This window comes from Microtetraspora glauca (genome assembly GCF_040656155.1).
In the GTDB taxonomy this organism is placed as follows: Bacteria; Actinomycetota; Actinomycetes; order Streptosporangiales; family Streptosporangiaceae; genus Microtetraspora; species Microtetraspora glauca.
Genome location: NZ_JBFALK010000011.1, coordinates 139,414 through 161,230 on the forward strand (window position 1 = coordinate 139,414; position 21,817 = coordinate 161,230).

General features: G+C 71.5%; 21 protein-coding genes. 11 read left to right on the top strand and 10 right to left on the bottom strand.

Annotation, left to right across the window (positions count from 1 at the left end; genetic code table 11):
* Window positions 1–33 precede the first annotated feature (33 nt).
* From AB0I59_RS20910 to AB0I59_RS20925, 4 genes are all read right to left on the bottom strand, one after another.
* On the bottom strand, window positions 34–1,410 hold the full coding sequence (locus tag AB0I59_RS20910; RefSeq protein ID WP_061258955.1) for an ATP-binding protein: 1,377 nt from the start codon (window positions 1,408–1,410) through the stop codon (window positions 34–36).
* A complete protein-coding gene (locus AB0I59_RS20915; protein ID WP_061258954.1) occupies window positions 1,407–2,072 on the bottom strand; it encodes a response regulator transcription factor in 666 nt (221 codons plus the stop codon). Before AB0I59_RS20915 ends, AB0I59_RS20910 begins: the two co-directional genes overlap by 4 nt.
* A 97-nt stretch (window positions 2,073–2,169) precedes the next feature.
* Complete coding sequence (locus AB0I59_RS20920; protein ID WP_358135054.1) at window positions 2,170–2,856, bottom strand: phosphatase PAP2 family protein; 687 nt, start codon at window positions 2,854–2,856, stop codon at window positions 2,170–2,172.
* A 302-nt stretch (window positions 2,857–3,158) separates the two neighbouring features.
* Window positions 3,159–3,752, bottom strand: coding sequence for an ankyrin repeat domain-containing protein (locus AB0I59_RS20925; protein WP_061258952.1), 594 nt, complete (start codon window positions 3,750–3,752; stop codon window positions 3,159–3,161).
* 139 nt (window positions 3,753–3,891) lie between these two features.
* Here AB0I59_RS20925 and AB0I59_RS20930 point away from each other — a divergent pair, with 139 nt between their 5' ends.
* Window positions 3,892–6,945, top strand: a complete 3,054-nt coding sequence (locus AB0I59_RS20930) for an AfsR/SARP family transcriptional regulator (protein ID WP_358135057.1) — start codon at window positions 3,892–3,894, stop codon at window positions 6,943–6,945.
* Here AB0I59_RS20930 and AB0I59_RS20935 read toward each other — a convergent pair.
* Window positions 6,903–7,049 carry a hypothetical protein gene (locus tag AB0I59_RS20935; RefSeq protein ID WP_358135060.1) on the bottom strand — a complete coding sequence of 49 codons (147 nt, stop codon included), beginning with the start codon at window positions 7,047–7,049 and terminating at the stop codon, window positions 6,903–6,905. The genes AB0I59_RS20930 and AB0I59_RS20935 overlap by 43 nt on opposite strands.
* Window positions 7,050–7,255: 206 nt before the next feature.
* Here AB0I59_RS20935 and AB0I59_RS20940 point away from each other — a divergent pair, with 206 nt between their 5' ends.
* On the top strand, window positions 7,256–8,185 hold the full coding sequence (locus tag AB0I59_RS20940; protein WP_061258950.1) for an IclR family transcriptional regulator: 930 nt from the start codon (window positions 7,256–7,258) through the stop codon (window positions 8,183–8,185).
* Between the two features lie 26 nt (window positions 8,186–8,211).
* Here AB0I59_RS20940 and AB0I59_RS20945 read toward each other — a convergent pair whose 3' ends face one another.
* From AB0I59_RS20945 to AB0I59_RS20965, 5 genes are all read right to left on the bottom strand, one after another.
* Entirely contained in the window at window positions 8,212–8,985 is a 774-nt protein-coding gene (locus tag AB0I59_RS20945) for an SDR family NAD(P)-dependent oxidoreductase (protein WP_358135063.1), read from the bottom strand.
* Between the two features lie 88 nt (window positions 8,986–9,073).
* On the bottom strand, window positions 9,074–9,493 hold the full coding sequence (locus AB0I59_RS20950) for a MaoC family dehydratase (protein WP_358135066.1): 420 nt from the start codon (window positions 9,491–9,493) through the stop codon (window positions 9,074–9,076).
* Entirely contained in the window at window positions 9,490–10,593 is a 1,104-nt protein-coding gene (locus AB0I59_RS20955) for an acyl-CoA dehydrogenase family protein (RefSeq protein WP_358135069.1), read from the bottom strand. The genes AB0I59_RS20950 and AB0I59_RS20955 overlap by 4 nt, the downstream gene beginning before the upstream one ends.
* Window positions 10,593–11,165, bottom strand: coding sequence for an FAS1-like dehydratase domain-containing protein (locus AB0I59_RS20960; RefSeq protein WP_061258948.1), 573 nt, complete (start codon window positions 11,163–11,165; stop codon window positions 10,593–10,595). The genes AB0I59_RS20955 and AB0I59_RS20960 overlap by 1 nt, the downstream gene beginning before the upstream one ends.
* A complete protein-coding gene (locus tag AB0I59_RS20965; RefSeq protein ID WP_358135072.1) occupies window positions 11,162–12,322 on the bottom strand; it encodes an acyl-CoA dehydrogenase family protein in 1,161 nt (386 codons plus the stop codon). Before AB0I59_RS20965 ends, AB0I59_RS20960 begins: the two co-directional genes overlap by 4 nt.
* Window positions 12,323–12,421: 99 nt before the next feature.
* On the opposite strand from AB0I59_RS20965, the gene AB0I59_RS20970 reads away from it, so the two are divergent.
* From AB0I59_RS20970 to AB0I59_RS21010, 9 genes are all read left to right on the top strand, one after another.
* On the top strand, window positions 12,422–13,027 hold the full coding sequence (locus AB0I59_RS20970; protein WP_358135075.1) for a TetR/AcrR family transcriptional regulator: 606 nt from the start codon (window positions 12,422–12,424) through the stop codon (window positions 13,025–13,027).
* 256 nt (window positions 13,028–13,283) lie between these two features.
* On the top strand, window positions 13,284–13,715 hold the full coding sequence (locus AB0I59_RS20975; RefSeq protein WP_061258946.1) for a Zn-ribbon domain-containing OB-fold protein: 432 nt from the start codon (window positions 13,284–13,286) through the stop codon (window positions 13,713–13,715).
* Window positions 13,712–13,834, top strand: coding sequence for a hypothetical protein (locus tag AB0I59_RS20980; protein WP_358135078.1), 123 nt, complete (start codon window positions 13,712–13,714; stop codon window positions 13,832–13,834). Before AB0I59_RS20975 ends, AB0I59_RS20980 begins: the two co-directional genes overlap by 4 nt.
* Window positions 13,831–15,015 (top strand): lipid-transfer protein, encoded by a 1,185-nt coding sequence (locus tag AB0I59_RS20985; protein WP_228640709.1) that lies wholly within the window; start codon window positions 13,831–13,833, stop codon window positions 15,013–15,015. Before AB0I59_RS20980 ends, AB0I59_RS20985 begins: the two co-directional genes overlap by 4 nt.
* 129 nt (window positions 15,016–15,144) lie before the next feature.
* Complete coding sequence (locus AB0I59_RS20990; RefSeq protein WP_061258944.1) at window positions 15,145–15,786, top strand: PaaI family thioesterase; 642 nt, start codon at window positions 15,145–15,147, stop codon at window positions 15,784–15,786.
* A gap of 550 nt (window positions 15,787–16,336) precedes the next feature.
* Window positions 16,337–17,920, top strand: coding sequence for an ABC transporter substrate-binding protein (locus AB0I59_RS20995; protein ID WP_061258943.1), 1,584 nt, complete (start codon window positions 16,337–16,339; stop codon window positions 17,918–17,920).
* A gap of 169 nt (window positions 17,921–18,089) precedes the next feature.
* On the top strand, window positions 18,090–19,736 hold the full coding sequence (locus tag AB0I59_RS21000; RefSeq protein ID WP_358135083.1) for an AMP-binding protein: 1,647 nt from the start codon (window positions 18,090–18,092) through the stop codon (window positions 19,734–19,736).
* The gene (locus AB0I59_RS21005) at window positions 19,733–20,845 is read left to right on the top strand and encodes a CaiB/BaiF CoA transferase family protein (RefSeq protein WP_358135085.1); all 1,113 of its coding nucleotides are present in this window, start codon (window positions 19,733–19,735) and stop codon (window positions 20,843–20,845) included. Before AB0I59_RS21000 ends, AB0I59_RS21005 begins: the two co-directional genes overlap by 4 nt.
* Before the next feature lie 48 nt (window positions 20,846–20,893).
* Window positions 20,894–21,814: an LLM class flavin-dependent oxidoreductase gene (locus tag AB0I59_RS21010; RefSeq protein ID WP_061258940.1), complete on the top strand. Its 921-nt coding sequence runs from the start codon at window positions 20,894–20,896 to the stop codon at window positions 21,812–21,814.
* The last annotated feature ends 3 nt before the right edge of the window (window positions 21,815–21,817 follow it).

A 21,817-nucleotide genomic window follows, 5' to 3' on the forward strand; every position in this document is an offset into this window, starting at 1 on the left:
GCCGGTGTACGGGATCGGACCGGGCGGCGGGTGTCACCCGGCGGGCAGCCTCACCACGAATCGCGCACCCGCCGGGCACGGGGCCAGGTGGATGTCACCGCCGGCCGCTCGGGCGAGGCGCCGCGCGAGGGCGAGTCCGAGACCCGCGCCGTCGTGCCCGTCGGCGGGGTGCGCGCGGCGGCCCGGCTCGAAGACGGCCGGGCCGACGTCCGGGGGAACCCCCGGCCCGTCGTCGGCGACGGCCACCTCGACGCCGCCGGGAACCTGCGCGCATTCGATCGTGATCGTCCGTATGGCGTAGCGGCGGGCGTTGTCCAGCAGCGGGGTCAGGATGCGCTCCGCGACGCTCGCCGCGACCCCCGCGGTCACGGCGCCGCCACGAACGACGACGGGAGCCGCCCGCGGATGTTCCTCGGCACAGCGTCGAGCGAGATCACGCGCGAGTTCGGGCAACGCGCAACGCCCCGGCACCGACGCCGATCGCGTGCGGGCCTCGGACAGCAGCGTTTCGCAGATCCGCTGCATCGTCGCCGCGGCTGACGCGATCGCGGCGTGGGACGCCCGTTGCGCGGTCGCGTCCCTGCGCCGCGCCGTCAGCCAGTCGGTCTCCGCGACGATGCGGGCCAACGGAGTCCGCAGTTCGTGCGAGAGTTCGGCGGACTGCTGCTGCTCGTGACGCAGGACGGAGGCCAGCCGGTCGAGCAGTTCGTCGAGGTTGGCGGCGAGCGAGGCGAGCTCGTCCGGACGGCCCGCCACGCCGAACCGCTCGGCGGCGCCGCCCTCGCTCCATCGCGCCGCCTGCGCGCTCATCTCGGCGACCGGCCGAAGGGCCCGGCCGACGATCGCGCGGGTGACGAGATAGACCACGCCGAGAAGCAACAGTCCGAGGACCGCCGAGCCGGCGAGTGCCGCGCGGGCCATGCTGCGGTACGGGTCGAGGCCGACCGAGGCGACGACGGTCCCGACCTGCCGCCCGCGGTTGTGGGGAGCGTGGACGGCCAGGGCGTAGAGCCGCGACGCGTGGGGTCCGGCGGTCTCCGTGAAGACCTTGCCGTGTCCCGCGAGCCGATCCGCCTGTCGCTGCAGCCCCCGGGGTGCCTTGGGCCGTTCGATCGCGCGGTCGCCCTGGTAGATCCAGATGCCCGCGTCCAGCGCGCCGTCGTCCGCCGGTTCGTGGACGACGATGCCGCCGTCCGGCCGTGTCTCCAGGGTGGCCGCCACGGCCGCCGCCCGGGTACGCAACAGGGCGTCGGCCTGGTCACCCAGACGCGCGGACAGGGCGAGGTTGAACCCCCCGGTGAGCAGGGCGACCCAGAGCGCTGTGGCGATCAGGGCGAGCAGGGCGAGGCGGCCGCGTAGCGTGCCCGGCCCTGGAACGCGCCACGGCGTGGTCGTCCGGAGCCGCCTCATCCGAAGCGGTACCCCACACCGCGGACGGTGCCGATGCCCAGCCGGCTGTTCACCTCACGCAGCTTGCGCCGCAGCCGGGCCAGATACTGGTCCAGGGTGTTGTCACTGACCTGGGCTCCCTCGGGCCAGGCCGCGCGCAGCAGCACCCGTCTGCGTACCACGGCGCCGGGGGACGCCATCAAGCAGGCCAGCAGCCGGAACTCGGTGGGAGTGAGGGCCACCGGCACTCCCGCCACCTCCAGGAGGTGCCTGACCGGGTCGAGCCGCACCCCTTCGACCTCGACGGACGGCTCTCGCCCCGCTCGGCGCAGGGCCGCGCGAACCCGGGCCGCGAGCTCGGCCAGATGGAACGGCTTGCCGAGATAGTCGTCGCCGCCCACGGAGAAACCGGAGAGCCGGTCGGTGAGGTTGTCGCGGGCGGTGAGGAAGACCACGGGGACGTCGACGCCCGACGCCCGCATCGCCTGGCACACATCACGACCGTCGGAGTCCGGCAGGCCGATATCGAGGACGACCGCGTCCACCCCGTCCTGGACGGCCCGCAGCGCCGCTGCCCCGTCGGCGGCGGTGAGCACCTCGAAGTGCTCCTCGCGCAGGCCGCGGGCGACAACGTCGCGAAGCCCGTGGTCGTCCTCGACGACCAGGACGCGGTAGACCGTCACCCGGTCAGTATCACCTGCTCTCTCGGTGTCCCCGTGAAGCTGACGCGCGGCGTTCAGGTTACGTAAAGGTCGGGCCCGCACGGTTCCCGGAGTGTTCTCAGGCGCCATCGTCCGCGTTCCGCGATCCTCGTCGGTCCGCGGCGCCGGGGGATCCATGGCTGATCGGCGTCCGGCCGATCCAGCGGTCGATGCCGCTCCTCAGGGCGATGACGGCCGAGGTTCCGGCACCGGCGGCCAGCATCGAACCGATGACATCGGTGGGGTAGTGGACACCGAGATACATGCGAGCGACGGCCTGGGCGGCCACGAGAACGGCGCCCACGGACACGACGAGCGGGAACCGGCGGGTGCCGGCGGCGAGAAAGCCGGCGGCGATGGCCAGCGAGAGCGTCAGGGTGACATGCCCGCTGGGAAAGCTGTCATGGCCGATCATGTGGAGAAGCTGGCCCGACACCGGCGGGCGAGGCCGGGCGATGATCTGTTTGAAGATCGAGCTGGTGGTCCAGCCCATCATGACCATCAGCGTGACGAGGACCGCCGTACGAACGCGCCCCATCACGGCGAGCGTGACCGCCAGCGACACGATGATCCACACGCCCACCACAGGTCCGAAGGCGACGTTGAGGCCGTCGGCGACCGCCGTCAGGGTGGGAGTGCGCAGGGTCTCCAGGGCTTCGTCGACGCGCAGGTCCTGCCGGGTGACCTCGGGCGTCCGCGCGGCGATCCCGAGCAGACCGGTCGCCACGATGAGGAGGACGGGGAGGCGGAGACGCTTGGAAAGCACGAAACTCCTTGATCACAGGTCACGTGGACGCCGAGCGGTGGACGGCGGGCGACTCACCGTCACCGCCCCGGCCACCGGCACCCGATGCCGCAGAACCCTCCCGAGCGGCCCCGGTGAACGGCGAGGCCGCCGGAAGCGGATTCGAAGACGCAGGTCAGGATGGCGACCAGCATATGCGGCGATGCTCGGCCGGTACGCGTGCCGAACGCGCGGGCGGCCCCGGCTCCGGCCGCCTGGAGGCGCGCGGGCGGTCGGGGCCGCGGGTGACGACCGGATCGATCGCGGCGGAGGACGAGGACGGGTCAGTGCGCCCCGGCAGCGCGGAGCAGGTCGGCCACTTCGGTCTGGCCCCTGGCGACGGCGTGGCCGAGCGGGGTGACGCCTTCGCGGTCGGCGAGGTCGACGTCGGCGCCCGCCGTGACGAGCAGGCCGACGATCTCCTGGTACGGGGCGCCGCCGTCGCCGAGGATGACCGCCTCAAGCAGGCCGGTCCAGCCGAGGTCGTTGACGTGGTCGACATCGATGCCGGTCTTCAGCACCTCGCGGACGTAGTCCACGTGCCCGCGTTCGCAGGCCGGGATGAGGGAGACGCCTCCGTAGCGGTTCCGTACGGTCAGGTCGGGCCCGGCCGGGAGGAGGGTCCTGAGCATCGCCACGCTGCCGGTGACACCGGTGACCAGCCAGGGTGTGTCGTGCTTGAAGTCCGGCGCGTTCGGGTTCGCGCCCGCCGCGACCAGTACTTCGGCCGCCTCGACGTGATCGGCCGCCGCGGCGAGCAACAGTGCCGTACGGCGTCGCCCGTCGCGGGCCTCGACGTCCGCCCCGGACCGGAGTGCGTCACGGACGGCGGCGGCGTCCCCGCGCGCGGCGCCCGCCAGCAGGTGTTCGTTGTACATACTCGATCCTTTCATCTCGCCGCTCGCCGCTCGCCGCGAGAGGAGGGGATCACGCCGATCCGCGGAGGTGGTGTGTTCACGGGTTCACCGTGCCGAAACGAGCTTCGGCGATCCTTCTTACGCCCTTAAGGTCGGTCGTATGCGCTTTGGAGTGCTTGGGCCGGTGACGGCGTGGACCGACGCGGGCGAGGCCGTCACCATCCCCGGCCTGAAGGTGCGCGCGCTGCTCGCCGACCTGCTCGCCCACGAGGGGCGCGTCGTCTCCGCCGACCGGCTGGTCGAGGACCTGTGGGGCGACGACCCGCCCGGCAACCCGGCGGCGGCACTGCACGTGCGGGTCTCGCAGTTGCGCCGCGCGCTGGAGGAGGCCGAGCCGGGCGGGAAGACGCTGGTGGTCTCGCGCGCCCCCGGCTACGCGCTGGAGGTCGGCCAGGACGCGGTGGACGCCGCGCGTTTCGCGCGGCTGGTGGAGGAGCGCAGGCCGGCCGAGGCGCTGGGGTTGTGGCGGGGGGCGGCGTTCGCGGACTTCGCCGACTTCGCGTTCCTCCGTCCGGTGATCGCGCGTCTGGAGGAGGCTCGGCTCGCCGCCGTCGAGGAACTCGCGGAGGTACGGCTGGCGGCGGGTGAACAGGTGGACGTCGCCGAGTTCGTCGCCGAGCATCCTCTCAGGGAGCGGTTGCGTGCGGTGCAGATGAAAGCGCTGTACCGGGCGGGACGGCAGAGCGAGGCGCTCGCCGCCTACGGCGAGTTGCGCGAGCGGCTCGCCGACGAACTGGGGCTGGATCCGTCGCCCGAGCTGGCCGAGCTGTACGCGCGGATCCTGCGGCAGGACCCCGCGCTGAGCGGCAGGGCCGAACGTCCGGTGACGAACCTGCCCGCCGCGGTCGGCGAGCTGATCGGCCGCGGCGGGGCGGTGGACGAGGTGCGCGCCCTGCTGGAGGCGGGCAGGCTGGTCACCCTCACCGGACCGGGAGGCGTGGGGAAGACCAGCCTGGCGCTGGAGGTGGCCAGACAGTCGGCCGGCGCGCATCCCGACGGCGTGTGGCTGGTGGAGCTGGCCCCCTATGACCGGCACACGCCGTCTCTGGCCGAGGCCGTGCTCGTCGCGCTCGACATCCGCGAGGAGTCCGCGAGTTCCCAGGAACGGCTCGTCGAGGCGCTGCGTGACCTGCGGCCGCTGCTGGTGCTCGACAACTGCGAGCATGTGGTCGACCAGGCCGCCAAGCTGGCCGAGGTGCTGCTGCGTTCCGCGCCCGGACTGCGGATCCTGGCGACCAGCCGCGAGCCGCTGAACGTGTCCGGCGAGGTGCTGTGGAGCGTGCCCGCGCTGGAACTGCCGCAGGGGTCCGAGCCGCTCACGGTGGCGAAGGCCGACGCCGTGCGGCTGTTCATGGCACGGGCGACCGCGGCGGCTCGCGGGTTCACGCTCGACGCCGGGAACGCCGCCGCGGTCGCGCAGCTCTGCCGCAGGCTGGACGGCATCCCGCTGGCGCTGGAACTGGCCGCGACCCGGGTCAGGGCGCTCGGGATCCAGGAGCTCGTGGCCAGGCTGGACGACCGGTTCCGGCTGCTGACCGGCTTCCAGCGCGGGGCCCCGGCGCGCCAGCGGACCCTGATGGCGATGATCGACTGGAGCTGGACGCTCCTCACCGACGCTGAACGGGTCGTGCTGCGCCGACTGGCCGTGCACGCCGACGGCTGCACGCTGGAGGCGGCCGAGGAGGTGTGCGCCGAAGCCGGGATCGACGTGCTCCAGATGCTGGCGCGGCTGGTCGACCGGTCTCTGGTGGTGGCCGTGGAGGGGCCGTCGGGGGTGCGTTACCGGCTCCTGGAGTCGGTGGCGGCCTACTGCCTGCGCAGGCTGGACGACGCGGGTGAGGCGGAGCCGGTTCGGCAGGCGCACGTCGACTACTACGTGACGCTCGCCGTACGGGCCGAGTCGCACCTGCGGGGGGCCGAGCAGGCGCACTGGATGCGGCGGCTGGACGTCGAGGCCGCGAATCTTCGGGCCGCCCTCGACGCCGCCCCCGCGGCCGGCGCCCTGCGGCTGGTGAACTCGCTGGCGTGGTACTGGTTCCTCCGTGGCCGGCTCGGCGAGGGGCGGCGCTGGCTGGAGGCGGCGCTGGCCGCCGAGGGCGGCGCGCCCGCCGCTGATCGGGCGCGGGCGCGCGCCTGGCACGCCGGGTTCGCCCTGCTGCTCGGTGAGGACGTCGACTGGGAGCCGGCCCTGGACATCGCCGATCCCGGTGAGCGGGCGAGGGCGCAGTGGTTCGTCGCGCTGGGCCTGACCGACGAGCCGTCCGCGCGGGCCCTGGTCGACGCCGCGCTGGCGACGTTCCGTGAGGTCGGCGACCGGTGGGGCGTGGCGGCGGCCCTGAGCAGGCGGGCCCGCGACGCCTTCACCCTGCGCGACCTGGAGGCCCTGGAACGCGACGGCGGCGAGAGCGCCGAGCTGTTCCGGGAGCTGGGCGACGGATGGGGCCGGTTGCAGGCCACCGAGTGGCTCGCCGGGCTCGGTGAGATCCGCGGCGATTACGAGTGGGCCACCCGGCTGTTCGCCGAGGGCCTGCGCACGGCCGAGGAGCTCGGGCTGTGGCCGGACACCGTGCGGCGGCTGTCGTGGCTCGGCTGGCTGGCCATGAACACCGGTGACTACGACCAGGCCATGGAGCACTGCGGCCGGGCGCTGCGCCTGGCCACCGGTCAGGGCTACCGGGAGGGACAGGTCTTCGCCGGGATGGGATACGGCTACTCCGCCCGCCGGGCGGGCCGGTTGGAGCTGGCGGAAGAACATCTGAACCACCTGCTCGACGGGGTGCCGCGGGATGGGGAGCCCCCGCTGTTCCTGCCCACCACCCTGGTCGAGCTGGGCTTCGCGCACGAGTCGCGCGGCGACGCCGAGGGTGCCCGCGCGCTGTTCCAGGAGGCGTTCGCCGTCGCGAGGAAGGTCGGCGACCCCCGTACGACGGCGTACACCGTGGAGGGACTGGCCGCCACGTCGGCGCCGGAGCAGTGCGCCCGGCTGCTCGGCCTGGCGGACGCGGCCAGGCAGGCGCACCGCACCCCGGCCTCCCACTCCGAGCAGGACGAGGTGCGGCGGATCGCCGGCAGGGCCAGGGACGCGCTGGGGGAGGAGGCGTTCGCCGCCGCCTACGCCCACGGCCGCGAGCTGACCTTCGACGACGTGTCCTGAACCGCCAGGTGCTCGGCCAGGCGGTCGAAGAACTCCAGCCGGCCCGCCTTGGCCCGCTCGGCCTGTTCGGCGTCGGTGTCGACCCCGAACTGGTGGAACCGCATCGTGGCTGCCCTCTCTCGGGTCTCGTATGTCGCTTCCGACGAGATCCACAGTGCCGGACGCTCCTTACGGCCTCCTTCAGGTGTCCTTATGGCCCAGGTGGCCTTATGGCCGCGGCCCGGGCCTTGCCGTAGGGAACACCGAGGGCTCGTGCATCGCATTACCAAGCAACTGCTAGGTTGATTGAAAGCAGCGAGAGAGGTGCGCCTTGAATCTTCTTGAGACCGACGCCTCGGATACGAGCGCCGTCGCCGCGAAGGACCGCGAGGACTCCCGACGATCTGTGCTCGGGCGGATGACCGAGATTCTCGACGTTTTCCTGGAAGGGCCCGAGTGTCTCTTCCTCGGGGATGTCACCACGCGAACCGGGCTTCCCCGCTCCACTGCGTTTCGCATCCTGAGCCAACTCGTGGAACTGCGGTGGCTCGAGCACGATGAGCGCGGCTACCGGATCGGCAGCCGGGTGTACGGCATGAGCGCCCGGCGGGCCGACCACAGTGATCTGCGTAACGCCGCCGCCGTGGCACTGAACGATCTGCATGCCGTCACCGGCGCGGTGGTGCACCTCGGCGTCCTTGAGGGGCTCGGCATGCACTATGTGGACAAGATCGGCGGCGTCGCCGGGCGGTCGATCCCCTCCAGGGTCGGGTCGCGCTACGCAGCCCTGGGAACCGCCGCGGGACGCGCGATGCTGGCCTATCTGCCGACCGAGCGGGTGGAGGCCATGATCCGGCTGGAGATCGGGGAGCCCTCTCCGTCGCTCCTCCTCAGGATCCACCGTGAGCTCAACGAGACCCGGCGCCGTCACGGGCTGTCGGTCGTCCACGGAACCCCGCGAGGCACCGAGATCAACGCGGTCGCCGCCCCGATCCTCGGTCCGGACGGCCCGGCGGGCGCCATCGCGGCGATCGGGCGCAACCTCCTGGTCGAGCCCATCGCCCCGGTCGTGCTCGCCGCCGCCCGGCGTGTCGGGAAGGAACTGTTCCCCGGCTGGTCGCCCGTCACGCGCCGTGGCCACATCGGTCGCGCGACCTCCGGGTGGACCGGGCGTATCTCGCCCCGGGGTCCGCACCGGGCGGAGTGTGAGGGTGAGGCCCATCGAGTCGGCGAGCGTACGACGCTCAGACTGGGCACGTAGCCGGTGGCGCGGCGCCTCGCCGGCGGTCAGACGCCGTAGCCGCCGTCGACATCGATCTTCTGGCCGCTGATGAAGCCGGCTCGATGGGAGGCGAGGAAGAGCACCGCCTGGGCGATGTCCTCGGCGGTGCCGAAGCGGCCCAAGGGGATGTTCGCGCGCGCCACGTCCAGCGCGACCTCGTCGAGCTCCCGCGAGGCGATCAGACGGCTCGCCATCCCGTCCGTGAGCATGCCGGGGCCCACGCAGTTCACGCGTACGCCGAACCGTCCCTCCTCGGCGGCCAGCGCCCAGGCGAGGGCTTCCATGCCTGCCTTCGGCACCGAGGAGAGCCCGTCGCGCTTGGGGTACCGGGTGGTGGCGGCCGTGGTGACGGCCACGACGGACCCCTTGGAGTGCCGCAGGTGGGGGAGCGTCGGATGGATGAGGTTGTAGAACCCCAGGAGGTCCTGTTCGACCTGCTCCCGCATCACCGCCGGTGTGACGCGGGAGAGATGGGTCATCGGAACGTGCGGGCCCGCCGCGTGGACGAGCGTGTGCACCGCGCCGAACCGGTCGGCGACCTCCTCCACGAAGGCGGCCGTGGCCGCGGCGTCGCCGAGGTCGAGCCTGGTCGCGGTGCCGGTCTGGCCGTGTTCGGAGAGTTCGGCGGTGAGCCGGCCCGCGGCCTCGTCGTTGGACCGGTAGGTGAAGGCCACGGCCGAGCCGGCCCGCGCCAGTGCCAGGCAGATCGCCCGGCCGATGCCGCCGGACCCTCCCGAGACGATCGCCGCACCGGCCAGACCCGCGAAGTCGGTCACCATCGCATCCTCTCAAGCAAGCACTTGATTGGGAGGCTAGAGGGCGACCGGCTGAGCCGTCAACGTGACGGCGGCACCCGTCCCGGGCCGCTCAGGCGGTCCCGTGGGGGAGCAGCACCACGACGTCGCCGTGGACGTGCACGCCCAGAGCGTTCTCACCCCGTACGGCGAGCGTCACCAGCGACCCGTCCACCTCGGTGACCGATCCGGTCAGCGTCATGGTGTCGCCGGGGTAGTTGGGCGCTCCCAGGCGGATTCTGATGCGCTTCACCACCGCGCCGGGGCCCGCCCAGGACGTGACGAACCGGTCGACGAGACCGTTGGTGGTCAGGATGTTCATGAAGATGTCCTTCGACCCACGCTCCACGGCGAGATCGGGGTCGTGATGCACGTCCTGGTAGTCCCGGCTCGCGACGGCGGTGGCCACGATCATGGTGCGGGTGAGCGGAATCGCCAGGGCGGGCATCTCGTCGCCGACGCTCACACCGTCCGCCGTACGGGCCCCGCTCACGCGGTCTCCCCGGCCACGAGGAGCTCGCCCAGGTCGGCGAGGACCGTGCCCGGCGCGCCCAGGGTCCCGGACAGCTGCTTGCCCCACAGGAAATGACGGTGCACCGGGTAATCCACGTCGACGCCCATGCCGCCGTGCACGTGCTGAACCCGGTGCACGACGTCCAACCCGCCCTGCGCGGACCACCACTTGGCCACCCGCACCGACCGCTCGGCCGCAGGGTCGTCGCCGTCGAGATCGCTGATCGCCTGCCAGAGCGCCACCCGCATGGCGTCGATGTCGATCCAGCAGTCGGCCAGCTGGTGCTGCAGGGCCTGGAAACTGCCGAGCGGCCGCCCGAACTGGATCCGCTCGGAGGTGTAGGCCGCGCCCAGCCTCAGCCCTCCTTCGGCGACACCGATCTGCACCGCGGACACCGCGACCATGGCGCGCAGGAGTACCCAGGTGAGGGCCGAGGCGCCGCCGAGCGGGGTCGCGGGGGCGCCGTCGAGAAGCAGGTTCGCCGTCCTGTCACGGCTGGTCGTCTCGCCCCACTGCCAGGACACGCCGGGAGCGGCGGCGTCCAGGAGGTACAGGCCGGGCCCGTGCTCGCCGGTGGCCGAGACCAGTACGTGGGCGGCCGTCGAGGGCGTGGGCACGGCCGCCTTCACGCCGGTGAGCCGGACGCCGTCGCCGTCGGCCGCCGCCGTACAGGCGGGGCGCTCGGGACGGGCGCCGTCGAACTCCTCCAGGGCGAGCGCGATCCGCAGCTCTCCCGAGGCCGCGCCGGGCAGCAGCCCGGCACGTTGCTTGTCACTCCCGTGGGCCGCGACCGCCATCGCCGCGACGCCCGCGGGCCACAGCGGGATCGGCGCGACCTTGCGGCCCTGCTCCTCCAGGACGACGCAGAGTGCGGCGAGCCCCAGGCCGGCACCGCCGTACTCCTCGGGAAGGGCGACGCCGAGCAGACCGGCACGGGCGAACTCCGTCCACAGCGCCTCGTCGAAGCGCCCGTCGCTCTGTTCGACCTCGTGCACCCGGTCGTCCGTGGCCTTGTCCTCCAGGATCTCGGCGGCCAGCGCCTGCAGGGCGGCCAGATCCGGATCGAGCTGGAAGTCCATCAGTTCTCCCCTTCGTGGGTCGCTGGCGCGACATCGTGCTGGGCCGGGCGGAACCGGAGGGTCCGCCAGCGTTGGGTGGCGACGACCTCGCCGTCCGCGTCGCGGTAGATCTTCAGCGTGGTGACGAATCGGCCGGCGCCGAGTCCGGTGCGCTTCTCCGCGGAGATGTCCTCGACGACCTCCTCCAGGCTGACGCGGTCGCCCGGCCGGAGCTCGCGCACGAACTCGAAGTCGGAGTCGGTGGCGACCACCGAGGTGTAGCCGCCCTCGTCGAGCAGGTCGACGAGCTCCCGCGCGCCGTCGACCTCACCGGTGCCGGCGGCGGTGGGACGCACCGTGGCCGCGTAGCCGCGCATCACCCATGCCTGCGTCATCGACGCCGGCGCGACCACACCCTCGCGGCCGTTGGCCCGCGCGGACGCCTCGTCCAGGTAGATCGGGTTCGCGTCGTCCATCGCCTCGACCCAGTGGCGGATCATCGGCACGTTCACCGGGTCGGGTCCGAACCTGGTCGCGTTCAGCGTCCGCCCGACGAACCCGGCCAGGCGCTCCTCGTAGGTCCGCGCGGTCATCGCTTCACCCGCGGCATCCCGAGCGCGTGCGTCGCGACCATGTCGCGCAGGACCTCGTTGACGCCGCCGCCGAACGTGTTCACGATTCCCTGGCGCGAGATCTGCTCCAGCTGCCCCTCCAGGGCGGCCCCGGTGGAGCCCGGACGCAGCCGCCCGGCCGTGCCGAGGATGTGGGTCAGCGTGCGCTGCACGTCGATGTGGGTCTCGGTGCCGTACGCCTTCGCGGCGCCGGCCATCGCTCCGGGCAGGTCGCCACGGGTGATGGCGGCCGCGAGCTTCCAGTTCATCAGCCGCATCGCCTCGAGCCTGGCGTAGGTGCGGGCGAACTCCTGGGCCACCCACGGCCGCTCGGCCACTCCGGCCTTCCGGGCCCAGGCGAGGGTCTCCTCCCAGAGCTGGATCATCCGGCCGCCGAGTGCGGCCAGGGCCACCCGCTCGTGGTTGAGCTGGGCGGTGATCAGCTTCCAGCCGCCGTTCACCTCGCCCACCACCTCGGTGGAGGGGACGCGGATGCCGGAGTAGTACGTCGCGGTGACGCTCATGCCGCCGACCGTCTTGATCGGACTCCAGCTGAAGCCCGGGTCGTCGCACGGCACGATCAGGATCGAGATCCCCTTGTGCTTGGGCGCGTCCGGGTCGGTACGGCAGGCCAGCCAGACGTAGTCGGCGGTGTTGCCGCCGGTGGTGAAGGTCTTCTGGCCGTCGACGACGAACCCGTCGCCGTCAGGAACCGCCCGGGTCTTCAGCGAGGCCAGGTCGGTGCCCGCCTCCGGCTCGGTGTAGCCGATGGCGAAGACGATGTCCCCGGTGAGCATCCCAGGCAGGTACTTCCGCTTCTGCTCCTCGGTGCCGAACTCCATCAGCGTCGGCCCCACGGTGTTGATCGTCACCAGGGGGAACGGCACGCCCGCGCGCTGGATCTCGTCGTAGAAGACGAACTGCTCCTCGGCGGTCAGTCCACGCCCGCCGTACTCCGTGGGCCAGCCGACCCCCAGCCAGCCGTCGCGACCGAGCATCCTGACCACCTCACGGAAGCGGTCGCCGCCGGCGCCTCCCTCGCGTACCTCGCGCAACTCGTCCGCGGGCAACAGGGTCGCGAAGTAGGCCCGCAGTTCTCGGCGGAGCCGCTGCTGGGCGGGGGTCTCATGAAGATCCATGTCACTCCTCAAGCGTCTGGTCGGTCAGTATTGATGCGTGAATAGACACGTGTCAACCAGATGTATATCCATGCGTTGACGCGGGACTACACTGCGGGCATGGAAACTCAGGCCCAGGTCGTCCAGCGGATCCTGTCCCCTGCCAGGGCCCTCACCAGGGAGCGGCTGATCGACTCCGCGATCGCCCTGGCGACGGAGGGCGGGTACGACGCGGTCACCATCCGCCAGGTCGCGGCCCGCGCGGGCGTATCGGTTCCCACGGCGTACCAGCACGTCAGCTCCAAGGATCAGCTGCTGGTCGAGGCGTTGATGACCCTCGGCGTGCGCTCCACCGAGACGCTGCGCCAGCGGGTGCCCGCCGGTGAGACCCCCGCCGACCGGCTCGTGCAGGTGTTCCGCCGCGTCATGCGGGATGCGAGCCGGAAGCCGCTCCTCTACCAGGCCATGTACCGCGCGTACGTCGTCTGCAGCCCCGCCCTGGTCGAGACCGACGCGACCGTCGGCTTCGGCCCAGAACGTGCCAAATGGATCGGCGAGACGCTGCGCGCGGGCGACACGCAGGGGCACTCCGAGGAGGACCTGGAGTCGGCGTCCCGGATCCTCAGCTGCCTGTTCCTGGGCGCGATGGTCGGGGTGGCGGCGGGACGCGATGTCGAGGAGGCCCTCGGGATCCTCGACGAGACCACGCGCAGGCTGCTTCCCTGACCCGTCCGGCCGAGACGCGAACCCGTCCGGCCGGGACGCGGACCCCGTCCGGCCGCGGCACCGGTCACCGCCGCCGCATGCCCGGATCACCTGGTGACGCCCTCTTGCTCTCGGTCGCGACGCGGGTGTTAGCATCCACGATCAAGCGCTTGCTCAAATGAAGACCGAAGGCGTACATGGGCGTCGGCGGCGAACCCCTGACGAACGAGCGGTTCCGGCCCCTCAGGTTCGCTTCGGCCCCGAAGGAGAAGGTCGTATGAACGAGGAGACCGTCGTGCGGACCGCGGTCCCGCGACTGGTGGTGACCCAGGACAACGAGTTCTGGTTCCGGGCCGCACGTGAGGGACGGCTGGAGATCCAGCGCTGCGCGGACTGCCACGTCCTGCGCCATCCGCCCGCACCCGTCTGCCCGGAGTGCCGTTCGTTCGACTGGGACACCGTGGAGTCCAGCCGACGGTGCACGCTGCACAGCTACACCGTCCTCCACTATCCCCGCGACGACGCGTTCGACTACCCCCTGACCGTCGGCCTCGTCGACCTGGAGGAAGGGATCCGGCTGGTCGCCGACATCGCCGGCGTCGACCGCGACGAACTCGAGTTCGGCATGGAGCTGGAGGTGGGCTTCACGGAACACGCCCACGGCGAGATCCTGCCCCAGCTCCGGCGCCCCCGAGGGAGCCGGAGTTGAACCGGGACGACCGGACGGTCGGCACGGTCGGCACGGTGCCGCCCATCCGCGGCGACGAAGGACGAGTCCACGCGACCACCGACGTGACGGTGGCGCGGGCGGAAGGAGACACAGCGTGACCAGGGCCGGATTCTCCGGTGCCGCGGCGATCGCGGGCATCGGAGCGACCGAGTTCTCGAAGAACTCCGGCCGCAGCGAGTGGCAGCTCGCCTGCGAGTGCGTGCTGGCGGCCCTGGACGACGCCGGCATCGACGTGGCGGAGGTGGACGGGTTCTCCCTGTTCACCATGGAGAACAACCCGGAGATCGCCGTCGCCCGCGCGCTCGGCATCCCCCAGCTCTCGTTCTTCAGCCGGATCCCGCACGGCGGTGGCGGGGCCTGCGCCCCGGTGCAGCAGGCGGCCCTCGCCGTGGCGGCGGGCGTCGCGGACGTGGTCGTGGTGTACCGCGCCTTCAACGAGCGGTCCGGCCACCGCTTCGGCGCCGGCCCGCCGCCGTTCGCGTACAACCCTTCCACCGACCAGGAGTACCGGAACTGGATCAACCCCTACGGCCTGCTGACACCCGCGCAGCAGGAGGCGTTCCTGGCGATGCTGTACATGCACAAGTACGGCGCCACCAGTGAGGACTTCGGCCGGATCTCCGTGCTCTCGCGCAAGCACGCCGCGAACAACCCCAAGGCGTGGTTCTACCAGCGCCCCATCACCCTGGAGGACCACCAGAACTCCCGCTGGATCGCGGAGCCGCTGCGCCTGCTCGACTGCTGCCAGGAGAGCGACGGCGGGCAGGCGCTGGTCATCGTGAGCACCGAGCGGGCTCGCGACCTGCCCAACCCGCCCGCCGTGATCAGGGCGGCCGCCCAGGGCGTCGGGCCGCAGCAGATCTCGATGAGCAGCTACTCCCGCGCGGACATCGACCGGCTGCCCGAGGTCAACCTGGTCGCCGAGCAACTGTGGCGCCAGGCGGGCCTCGGGCCTGAGGGGATCGACGCCGCCGTGCTCTACGACGCGTTCACCCCGATGGTCCTGCTCCAGTTGGAGGAGTACGGCTTCTGCGGCATCGGCGAGGCGAAGGACTTCGTCGCCGACGGCAACCTCGAGGTCGACGGCCGGTTGCCCGTCAACACGCACGGCGGACAGCTCGGAGAGGGCTATATCCACGGCGTCAACGGGATCGCCGAAGGCGTACGCCTGATCCGCGGCACCTCCACCAACCAGCCCGCGAAGCCGGTCGAGCACGTTCTCGTCACCGGCGGATCGCCCGTGCCGCACAGCGCGATCGTGCTCGGCACGGACGACTGATCCAGGCGCGGACCGACGCTCCGGCTCGGTGTACGCGAAGGCGGCGCCGATGACGGCGGACCTCGGCCGGCCGTGCGTTCCGGCGTGTTCGCGTTCGGGTGCGGAGCACAACGAGAGAAGGGAATCCGGATGACTGAGCGGTTCGAGCCTGCCCACGGGACCGTGCTCGCCGAGGTGACGCCTGAGCGACGGCGGGCATCGATCGACCTGATCACCGCCATCCGGGAGGTGATGCTCGCCGCCGCCGTCACCGACCTGGACGTCGATGAGATGCGGGCGGCCGAGCGTGCCCTGACCGAGGTCGCCCGGACGCTCGGTAAGCGGACCCGCACCAGGGTGGTCCGCGCGCCGTTCGGCGGACCCGCCGCGGCCTTGGCCGCGGGGCGGGGCGGCTCGTGGCCGCTGTTCGCGCACAATCCGCTCGGCATCCCCCTCGAAATCCATCTCGACGGCGACGGCGCCATGGCGCGGCTCACGCCGAACGCGCTGCACGAGGGGCCGCCGGACCTGCTCCACGGAGGCTTCGGCGCCGGTCTGATGGACTGCATGCTCGGCGTCCTGATGCAGGCGCGCGGCAAGCGGTCGGTCACCGCCAGCCTTGAACTGCGTTTCCTGCACGGGACGCCGCTCGACCGGCCGCTGGAGTTGCGCTCGCGGATCGTGGAGGTCTCCGGGCGCAAGGCGGTGGCCGAGGGCTGGATCGAGTGCGAGGGGCGCCGCACCCTGGAGGCCCGCGGCCTGTTCATCGAGGTTAGGCGGGACGGCGCGTGATCGGCCCGTCCTCCGGGCGGAAGCGCCGCTCCGGCCCCCGCCGGTCCCGGTGTGCGTCCGCGGTTCCCGCGTGTACGGGGGCCGTACGGCGACCCGCGCCGCGGGCCGCGTGGGCGGCTTTTCGGCAGGTGAACGGCTGTGCTCGCGCCTGCGGGACAGGATCATCACCGCACTATTGATTGATGGTGAGGCCTGGTGCTAGCTTATCAACCGAGCGCTTGTTAGGTTGGCGAATCCGGTACGGCGACCCCGGACCTTGTTCCCCCCCGTTGCGGCTCAGGCGGGTCGAACCGAAGGAATTCGTGTGGTGGCCGGCGCAGGACAGCGCCCATCGCGCAGACATATCGAAAAGTGAGCGGCTGACGTCGCGACAGGCCATACGCACGGGCGTGCCGTCCGCGTGAGGGCCGGAGTCGCCGCGCCATCCCGACACCGGAGCTGCGCCGACACATCTCGCGATCGGCACCTGTGAGGGACACCTGCCCTTCTACCGGTGCACACCGCTTCCTCGACGGCCGGCCAACCGAACCATTTTTGCGAAAGGACGAGTATGAGCGTCATCGGCAGAACGAGGCTGCGTTGCCTGGCCCTGGCCACCGCGGCTGTGGCCGCCGTCGCGGGTTGCGGTGGTTCCGGCACCGATGGGGCCGCCTCCGCTCCGGGGCGTACGGCCTCGGCCGGGGACATCTCTCCCAGCGCGGTGCTGAAGTTCACCTCGTCCGCACCGATCCAGAACCTGGACCCGGTGACGCACGTTCCGGGTGGATATCCATATCTGGCGCTGACCTACGACCGGCTGCTGATGCTGGACGCCAAGGACACCGTGATTCCCGGCCTGGCCACTGAGTGGTCCTTCGCGAAGGACGGCTCCTACCTGGAGCTCAAGCTCAGGAAGGACGTGACCTTCCACGACGGCGCGCCGTTCGACGCCGAAGCGGTCAAGGTCAACATCGAGCGTGGGCAGACGCAGCCGGACAGCACCATCAAGGCCGACCTCAAGGACATCACCGGCGTCGAAGTGGTCGACGACCACACCGTGCACCTGAAGCTGAAGAAGGGGACGGGTGTCGCGCTGCCCTCCGTCTTCACCGGTCACACGGGGATGATGGTGTCGCCGAAGGCGATCGCGGCCGGCGCGGACCTGAAGAACAACCCCGGTACGGCGGGCTCCGGCCCGTACATCGTCACCGAGTTCGTGCCGAACGAGAAGGTGGTGGTGAAGAAGGCCGACAGTTACTGGGACCCGGCCGCCGGTCGGCTCGGCGGGATCGAGCTGCTGCGGGTTCCCGACGCGGCGACCCGGTTGAAGGGTGTCCAGACCGGCCAGACCGACCTGTCCTTCGTGAGCTCGGCCAACGATGTGGTCCAGGCGGAACAGCTCGCGAAGTCCGGAGTCCTGCAGCAGAACACGACGACGTTCCGCAACGTGCTGGGCGTGCTGCTGCGCGCCGACAACGGTGACCTGGCCAAGCCCGAGGTGCGCCAGGCGATCGCCCACGCCATCGACCCGAACCAGGTGACCGCGCTGTTCTCCGGGAAGTGCACGGCGACCCGGTCGCTGTACCCCGCGGACAGCGCCTGGGCCGACCCCGGATACACCTACCCCTACGCGTACGACCCCGCCAAGGCCAAGGCGCTGGTCCAGAGCGTCGGCGGGGCCAAGGTCTCCATCTCCTTCGCGGCGGGGACCAACACCGAGCAGCCGGCCAATGTCATCCTGGCCGCGATGACGGAGGCGGGTATCGACGCGGAGCTCAACCCCGTGCCGAACTCGGAACTCGAACCCCGCTTCATCGCCGGGGACTTCCAGCTCGAGGTGTCCAACACGTTCAACCCGCGGATCGACCCGGCGGGCACCGTGGACAACTACCTGCTGGGCGGCTACGGTCTGGCGACCGACCCCGGGCTGATCAAGAAGACCACCACGGAGGCGGCGGACCCGCGGTTGACCGAGCAGGAGCGGGCGCCCAAGTACCGCGAGGTGTGGGGGAAGGCTCTCGAGCAGGTCTGGTTCATCCCGCTGTGCAACATGACCAACGCCGCGATCTACAACGACAAGGTGGTGGGCGCGGACAACGTGCCGTGGGCGAACCTCGGCCTCTGGGACCTCCGCGGCGTGGCGCTGACGAAGTGACGAGACGTCGCTGACCGACGGCGCGACCGGGTGGTCCCGCGCGCCGTCGGCCTGATCGGCGACCTCAAGACGAACCGACCCGTGGCCCGAGGCGACTCGGGAACGGACCGCAATTGAGTACAAACCGCGCCCTGTCCCCGTAGGGGGCGGCTCGGGAAGGGACGACCAGTTGAGCCCGCAGTACGAGAACGTGAACGCCGACCCGGTCACCGTCGCACTGGAGAAGCGACTGCAGACCGACCCCGGGATGCGTGTCTTCCTCGATCGAGAGCCCTTCACGATCGAGGAACTCGATCGCCAGGCGCGCGCACTCGCGGGCTCCCTGAGTGAGTTCGTCCGGCCGGGCGACCGCATCGCGCTGATGGCTCGCAACGGCCGGGTCGCGTTGCTCACCTGGTGGGCCGCCACGTTCTGCGGTGCCTACCTCGTACCGCTGAACACCAACAACAGGGGCGCGATCCTGACCCACCAGGTGGCGGACAGCGAACCCGCCCTGGCCGTGGCCGAACAGGAGTTCGCCGAGCTGCTGGCCGAGTCCCTGCATCTGGCGGGTCTCACCGTCCCGTTCGTCGTGCACGACCCCGACGGCACCGGCGGATCCGACGCGCGGCAGGGTGAGGGACCCCGGTCGCGTTTCGACGACCTGGTCGCGGCCGGTACGCCGGTGGCGGCGCACGCCGACATCGACCCCTACGGCACCAGCCACCTGGTCTACACGGCCGGAACGACCGGGCCGTCCAAGGCCTGCATGGTCAGCCACGGATACATCGCCAACATGGCGCGGCAGATGTGTGAGAACCTCGAGCGACGGCCCGACGACCGCCTCTGGACGCCGATGCCGCTGTTCCACCTCGCGGCCATCGGACACGTCACCGGCTCGCTGCAGCTCGGTTCCGAGATCAGCGTGGCGAAACAGTTCTCGGTGTCCCGCTTCTGGGAGGACATCCGGGAGTCCGAGGCCACGATGGCGGCCCTCATGGGATCGATGCTGCCCATGATCGCGCGGGCGGAGGAGAGCCAGGCCAGCCGGGACGCCTACGGCCGGCTCCGCGTCGTCTCCGGCTCCCCGGTCACCGCCGAGCTGGCGCAGACCTGGCGGGAACGTTACGGCGTCGAACGGGTCGGCTCGGGCGCGTACGGGATGACCGAGGCGTGCCTGATCACGGCGACCCCGCCGAACGCGTACCGCGCCGGCTCGGCCGGAACCGTCACCGACTCCTTCGAGGTCCGCATCGTCGACGAGCGGGACAATCCGCTGCCGACCGGCGCGGCGGGGGAGATCGTCTGCCGCCCCACCCGGCCCAGCATCATGTTCAACGGGTACTGGAGGCAGCCGGAGAAGACGCTCGAGGTGTTCCGCGGCCTGTGGTTCCACACGGGTGACTTCGGCAGGTTCGACGAGGACGGCTATCTGTTCTTCGTCGACCGCGGAAAGGACTACATCCGCAAGGGCGGCGAGAACATCTCCAGCTACGAGATCGAGGCGATCATCGCCACGCATCCGCTGGTCCGCGAGGTCGCGGTCCACGCGGTGCCGTCGCCGCTCAACGAGGACGAGGTGAAAGTGACGATCGTGCCCGCCGCGGGCGCGGCACCGGATCCGGAGGAGATGTTCGGGTGGATCGCGCCGCGCGTGCCGCGGTACGCCCGCCCGTCCCACATCGAGTTCCGCGACGAACTGCCGAAGAACGCCGTGGGGCGGATCCTCAAGCGTGAGCTCCGGGCCCAGGGGGTCACCGCGGGCACGTGGAGTACCGACCCCCGTTCCTACGACAAGAACCCGGGGCAGGGTTCGGAGAAGGCGGCCGCGAAATGACGGGCGGGCCCCTGCAGGGCGTCAGGGTCATCGAACTCGCCGGGCTGGGACCGGTGCCGTTCGCCGCGATGATGATGGCGGACCTCGGCGCCGACGTGATCCGCGTCGATCGCGTCGCGTCGTCGTCCGCGCCGGAGAAGCGGGTGCCGCGGCACCACCTCAACCCGATCAACCGCGGACGCAGGTCTGTCCGGCTGGACCTGAAGTCCGCGTCCGGGAGATCCGAGCTGTCCCGGCTGCTGGAGCAGGCCGACGTGCTGCTCGACCCGTACCGCCCCGGCGTGCTGGAGCGCATGGGAATCGACCCGGCGAAGCTGACGGAGGAGTTTCCGCGGCTGGTGGTGGCCCGGATGACGGGCTGGGGCCAGGACGGCCCGATAAGCACGGCCGCCGGTCACGACATCAACTTCATCAGCCTGTCCGGCGTGCTGGACTCGATCGGCACGAGCGAGACCGGACCGGTCCCGCCCCTGATGTATCTCGCCGACTTCGCCGGCGGCGGCATGGTCCTCGGATTCGGGGTGCTCGCGGCCCTGGTGGAGCGCGGCGAGTCGGGGCGGGGCCAGATCATCGACTGCTCGATGCTCGAGGGCGCGAGCCTGCTGACCATCGCCATCCGGGGCATGAAGGCCAGGGGAGACTGGAACCTCGCCCGCGGCACGAACGCCTACGACTCCGGCTCCCACTTCTACGGCGTCTACGAGACCTCGGACGGCAAGTACATGGCGGTCGGGGCGATCGAGCCGCAGTTCTACCGGTGCTTCCTCGAAGCGCTGGGGCTGGTTCCGGACGACCTGCCGCGGCAGTACGACAGTGCGGCATGGCCCGAGCTCAAGCGGACGGTGGCGGAGATCTTCAGATCCCGGCCCCGCGCCCACTGGGAGAAGGTGTTCGGCGAGCTCGACGCCTGCGTGACCCCGGTCCGCGACCTCGACGAAGCCACGACCGACCCCCAGATGGTGGCCAGAGGGGCGTTCGTCGAGCTGGCCGGTGTGGTCCAGCCCGCGCCGGTGCCCAAGTTCTCCCGCAGTACGGCGCGGCTCACCCTGCCGCCGCCGTACCCGGGAGAACACACGGAGGAGATCCTGCGGACCGCCGGATCCCGCTGACGGCGCCGCGGGTGCCGTCCAGGAAACGCGTGAGGGGACAGCGGTGACATGCGTGTCGGTCTGATCGCGGGTGACGCCGACAACGTCGTCCGGGACGCACGGTCGGCGGAGCGGTACGGCTTCGACTATCTCGGCTGCGGTGAGCATCTGTTCTTCCACGGGCCGACGCCGAACGCCTTCGTGCAACTGGCCGCGGCGGCGGGAGCCACCAGCCGCATCCGCCTGGTCAGCTCGATCACGCTGCTCCCGCTCTACCCCGCCGCGCTCGCGGCGAAGCTCGCCGCCACGCTGGACCGGGTGTCCGGCGGGCGGTTCGAGCTCGGCGTCGGCGCGGGCGGGGAGTACCCGGCGGAGTTCGCCGCCGTCGGGGTGGACCCGGCGTCCCGCTTCCGCCGGCTGGACGAGGGGCTGCGGGTGATCCGGGCCCTGTTCAGCGGCGAGCGGGTCAGCATCGAGGGAGAGTCCTTCGCGCTGCGCGACGTGGCGCTGCGGCCCCCGCCGGTCCAGCCGGGAGGCCCGCCGATCTGGCTGGGCGGCCGCAAGGACGGAGCGATCCGCAGGGCCGGGCGGTACGCCGACGTGTGGATGCCGTACATGGTCGATCCGCGGATGTTGCGGGAGAGCCTGGCGCGGGTGCGGGACGCGGCCGACGCCGCCGGACGGCCCCGCGACGCGGTCTCGGGCGCCGTCTTCGCGTGGACGTGCGTCGACCCGGACGGCGAGTGGGCTCGTGAGACGGGGATCGCCGCGGTCAGCGCCACCTACGCGCAGGACTTCTCCCCGCTCGCTGATCGTTATCTGGTGCTCGGCACTCCGGATGACGTGGTGCGCAGGCTTCGGGAGTTCGCCGACGCCGGCGCTGAGCGCGTCCTCGTCCAGATCGCCGCCCCGGTGGCCGAACGCGAGCGCGTCATCGCCTCGCTCGCCCGTGACGTGTTACCCCGGCTGCGCTCCGGCTCCCCGGTGTGACGG

Bases quoted from the DNA above. Each gene is read 5' to 3' on its own strand.
- AB0I59_RS20930 (WP_358135057.1), top strand. From the start codon at position 3,892: ATGCGCTTTGGAGTGCTTGGGCCGGTGACGGCGTGGACCGACGCGGGC.
- AB0I59_RS20970 (WP_358135075.1), top strand. From the start codon at position 12,422: ATGGAAACTCAGGCCCAGGTCGTCCAGCGGATCCTGTCCCCTGCCAGG.
- AB0I59_RS20990 (WP_061258944.1), top strand. From the start codon at position 15,145: ATGACTGAGCGGTTCGAGCCTGCCCACGGGACCGTGCTCGCCGAGGTG.
- AB0I59_RS20960 (WP_061258948.1), bottom strand. From the start codon at position 11,165: ATGACCGCGCGGACCTACGAGGAGCGCCTGGCCGGGTTCGTCGGGCGG.
- AB0I59_RS21010 (WP_061258940.1), top strand. From the start codon at position 20,894: ATGCGTGTCGGTCTGATCGCGGGTGACGCCGACAACGTCGTCCGGGAC.
- AB0I59_RS20935 (WP_358135060.1), bottom strand. From the start codon at position 7,049: ATGCGGTTCCACCAGTTCGGGGTCGACACCGACGCCGAACAGGCCGAG.
- AB0I59_RS20945 (WP_358135063.1), bottom strand. From the start codon at position 8,985: ATGGTGACCGACTTCGCGGGTCTGGCCGGTGCGGCGATCGTCTCGGGA.
- AB0I59_RS20975 (WP_061258946.1), top strand. From the start codon at position 13,284: ATGAACGAGGAGACCGTCGTGCGGACCGCGGTCCCGCGACTGGTGGTG.
- AB0I59_RS20925 (WP_061258952.1), bottom strand. From the start codon at position 3,752: ATGTACAACGAACACCTGCTGGCGGGCGCCGCGCGCGGGGACGCCGCC.
- AB0I59_RS21005 (WP_358135085.1), top strand. From the start codon at position 19,733: ATGACGGGCGGGCCCCTGCAGGGCGTCAGGGTCATCGAACTCGCCGGG.
- AB0I59_RS20965 (WP_358135072.1), bottom strand. From the start codon at position 12,322: ATGGATCTTCATGAGACCCCCGCCCAGCAGCGGCTCCGCCGAGAACTG.
- AB0I59_RS20910 (WP_061258955.1), bottom strand. From the start codon at position 1,410: ATGAGGCGGCTCCGGACGACCACGCCGTGGCGCGTTCCAGGGCCGGGC.
- AB0I59_RS20995 (WP_061258943.1), top strand. From the start codon at position 16,337: ATGAGCGTCATCGGCAGAACGAGGCTGCGTTGCCTGGCCCTGGCCACC.
- AB0I59_RS20955 (WP_358135069.1), bottom strand. From the start codon at position 10,593: ATGGACTTCCAGCTCGATCCGGATCTGGCCGCCCTGCAGGCGCTGGCC.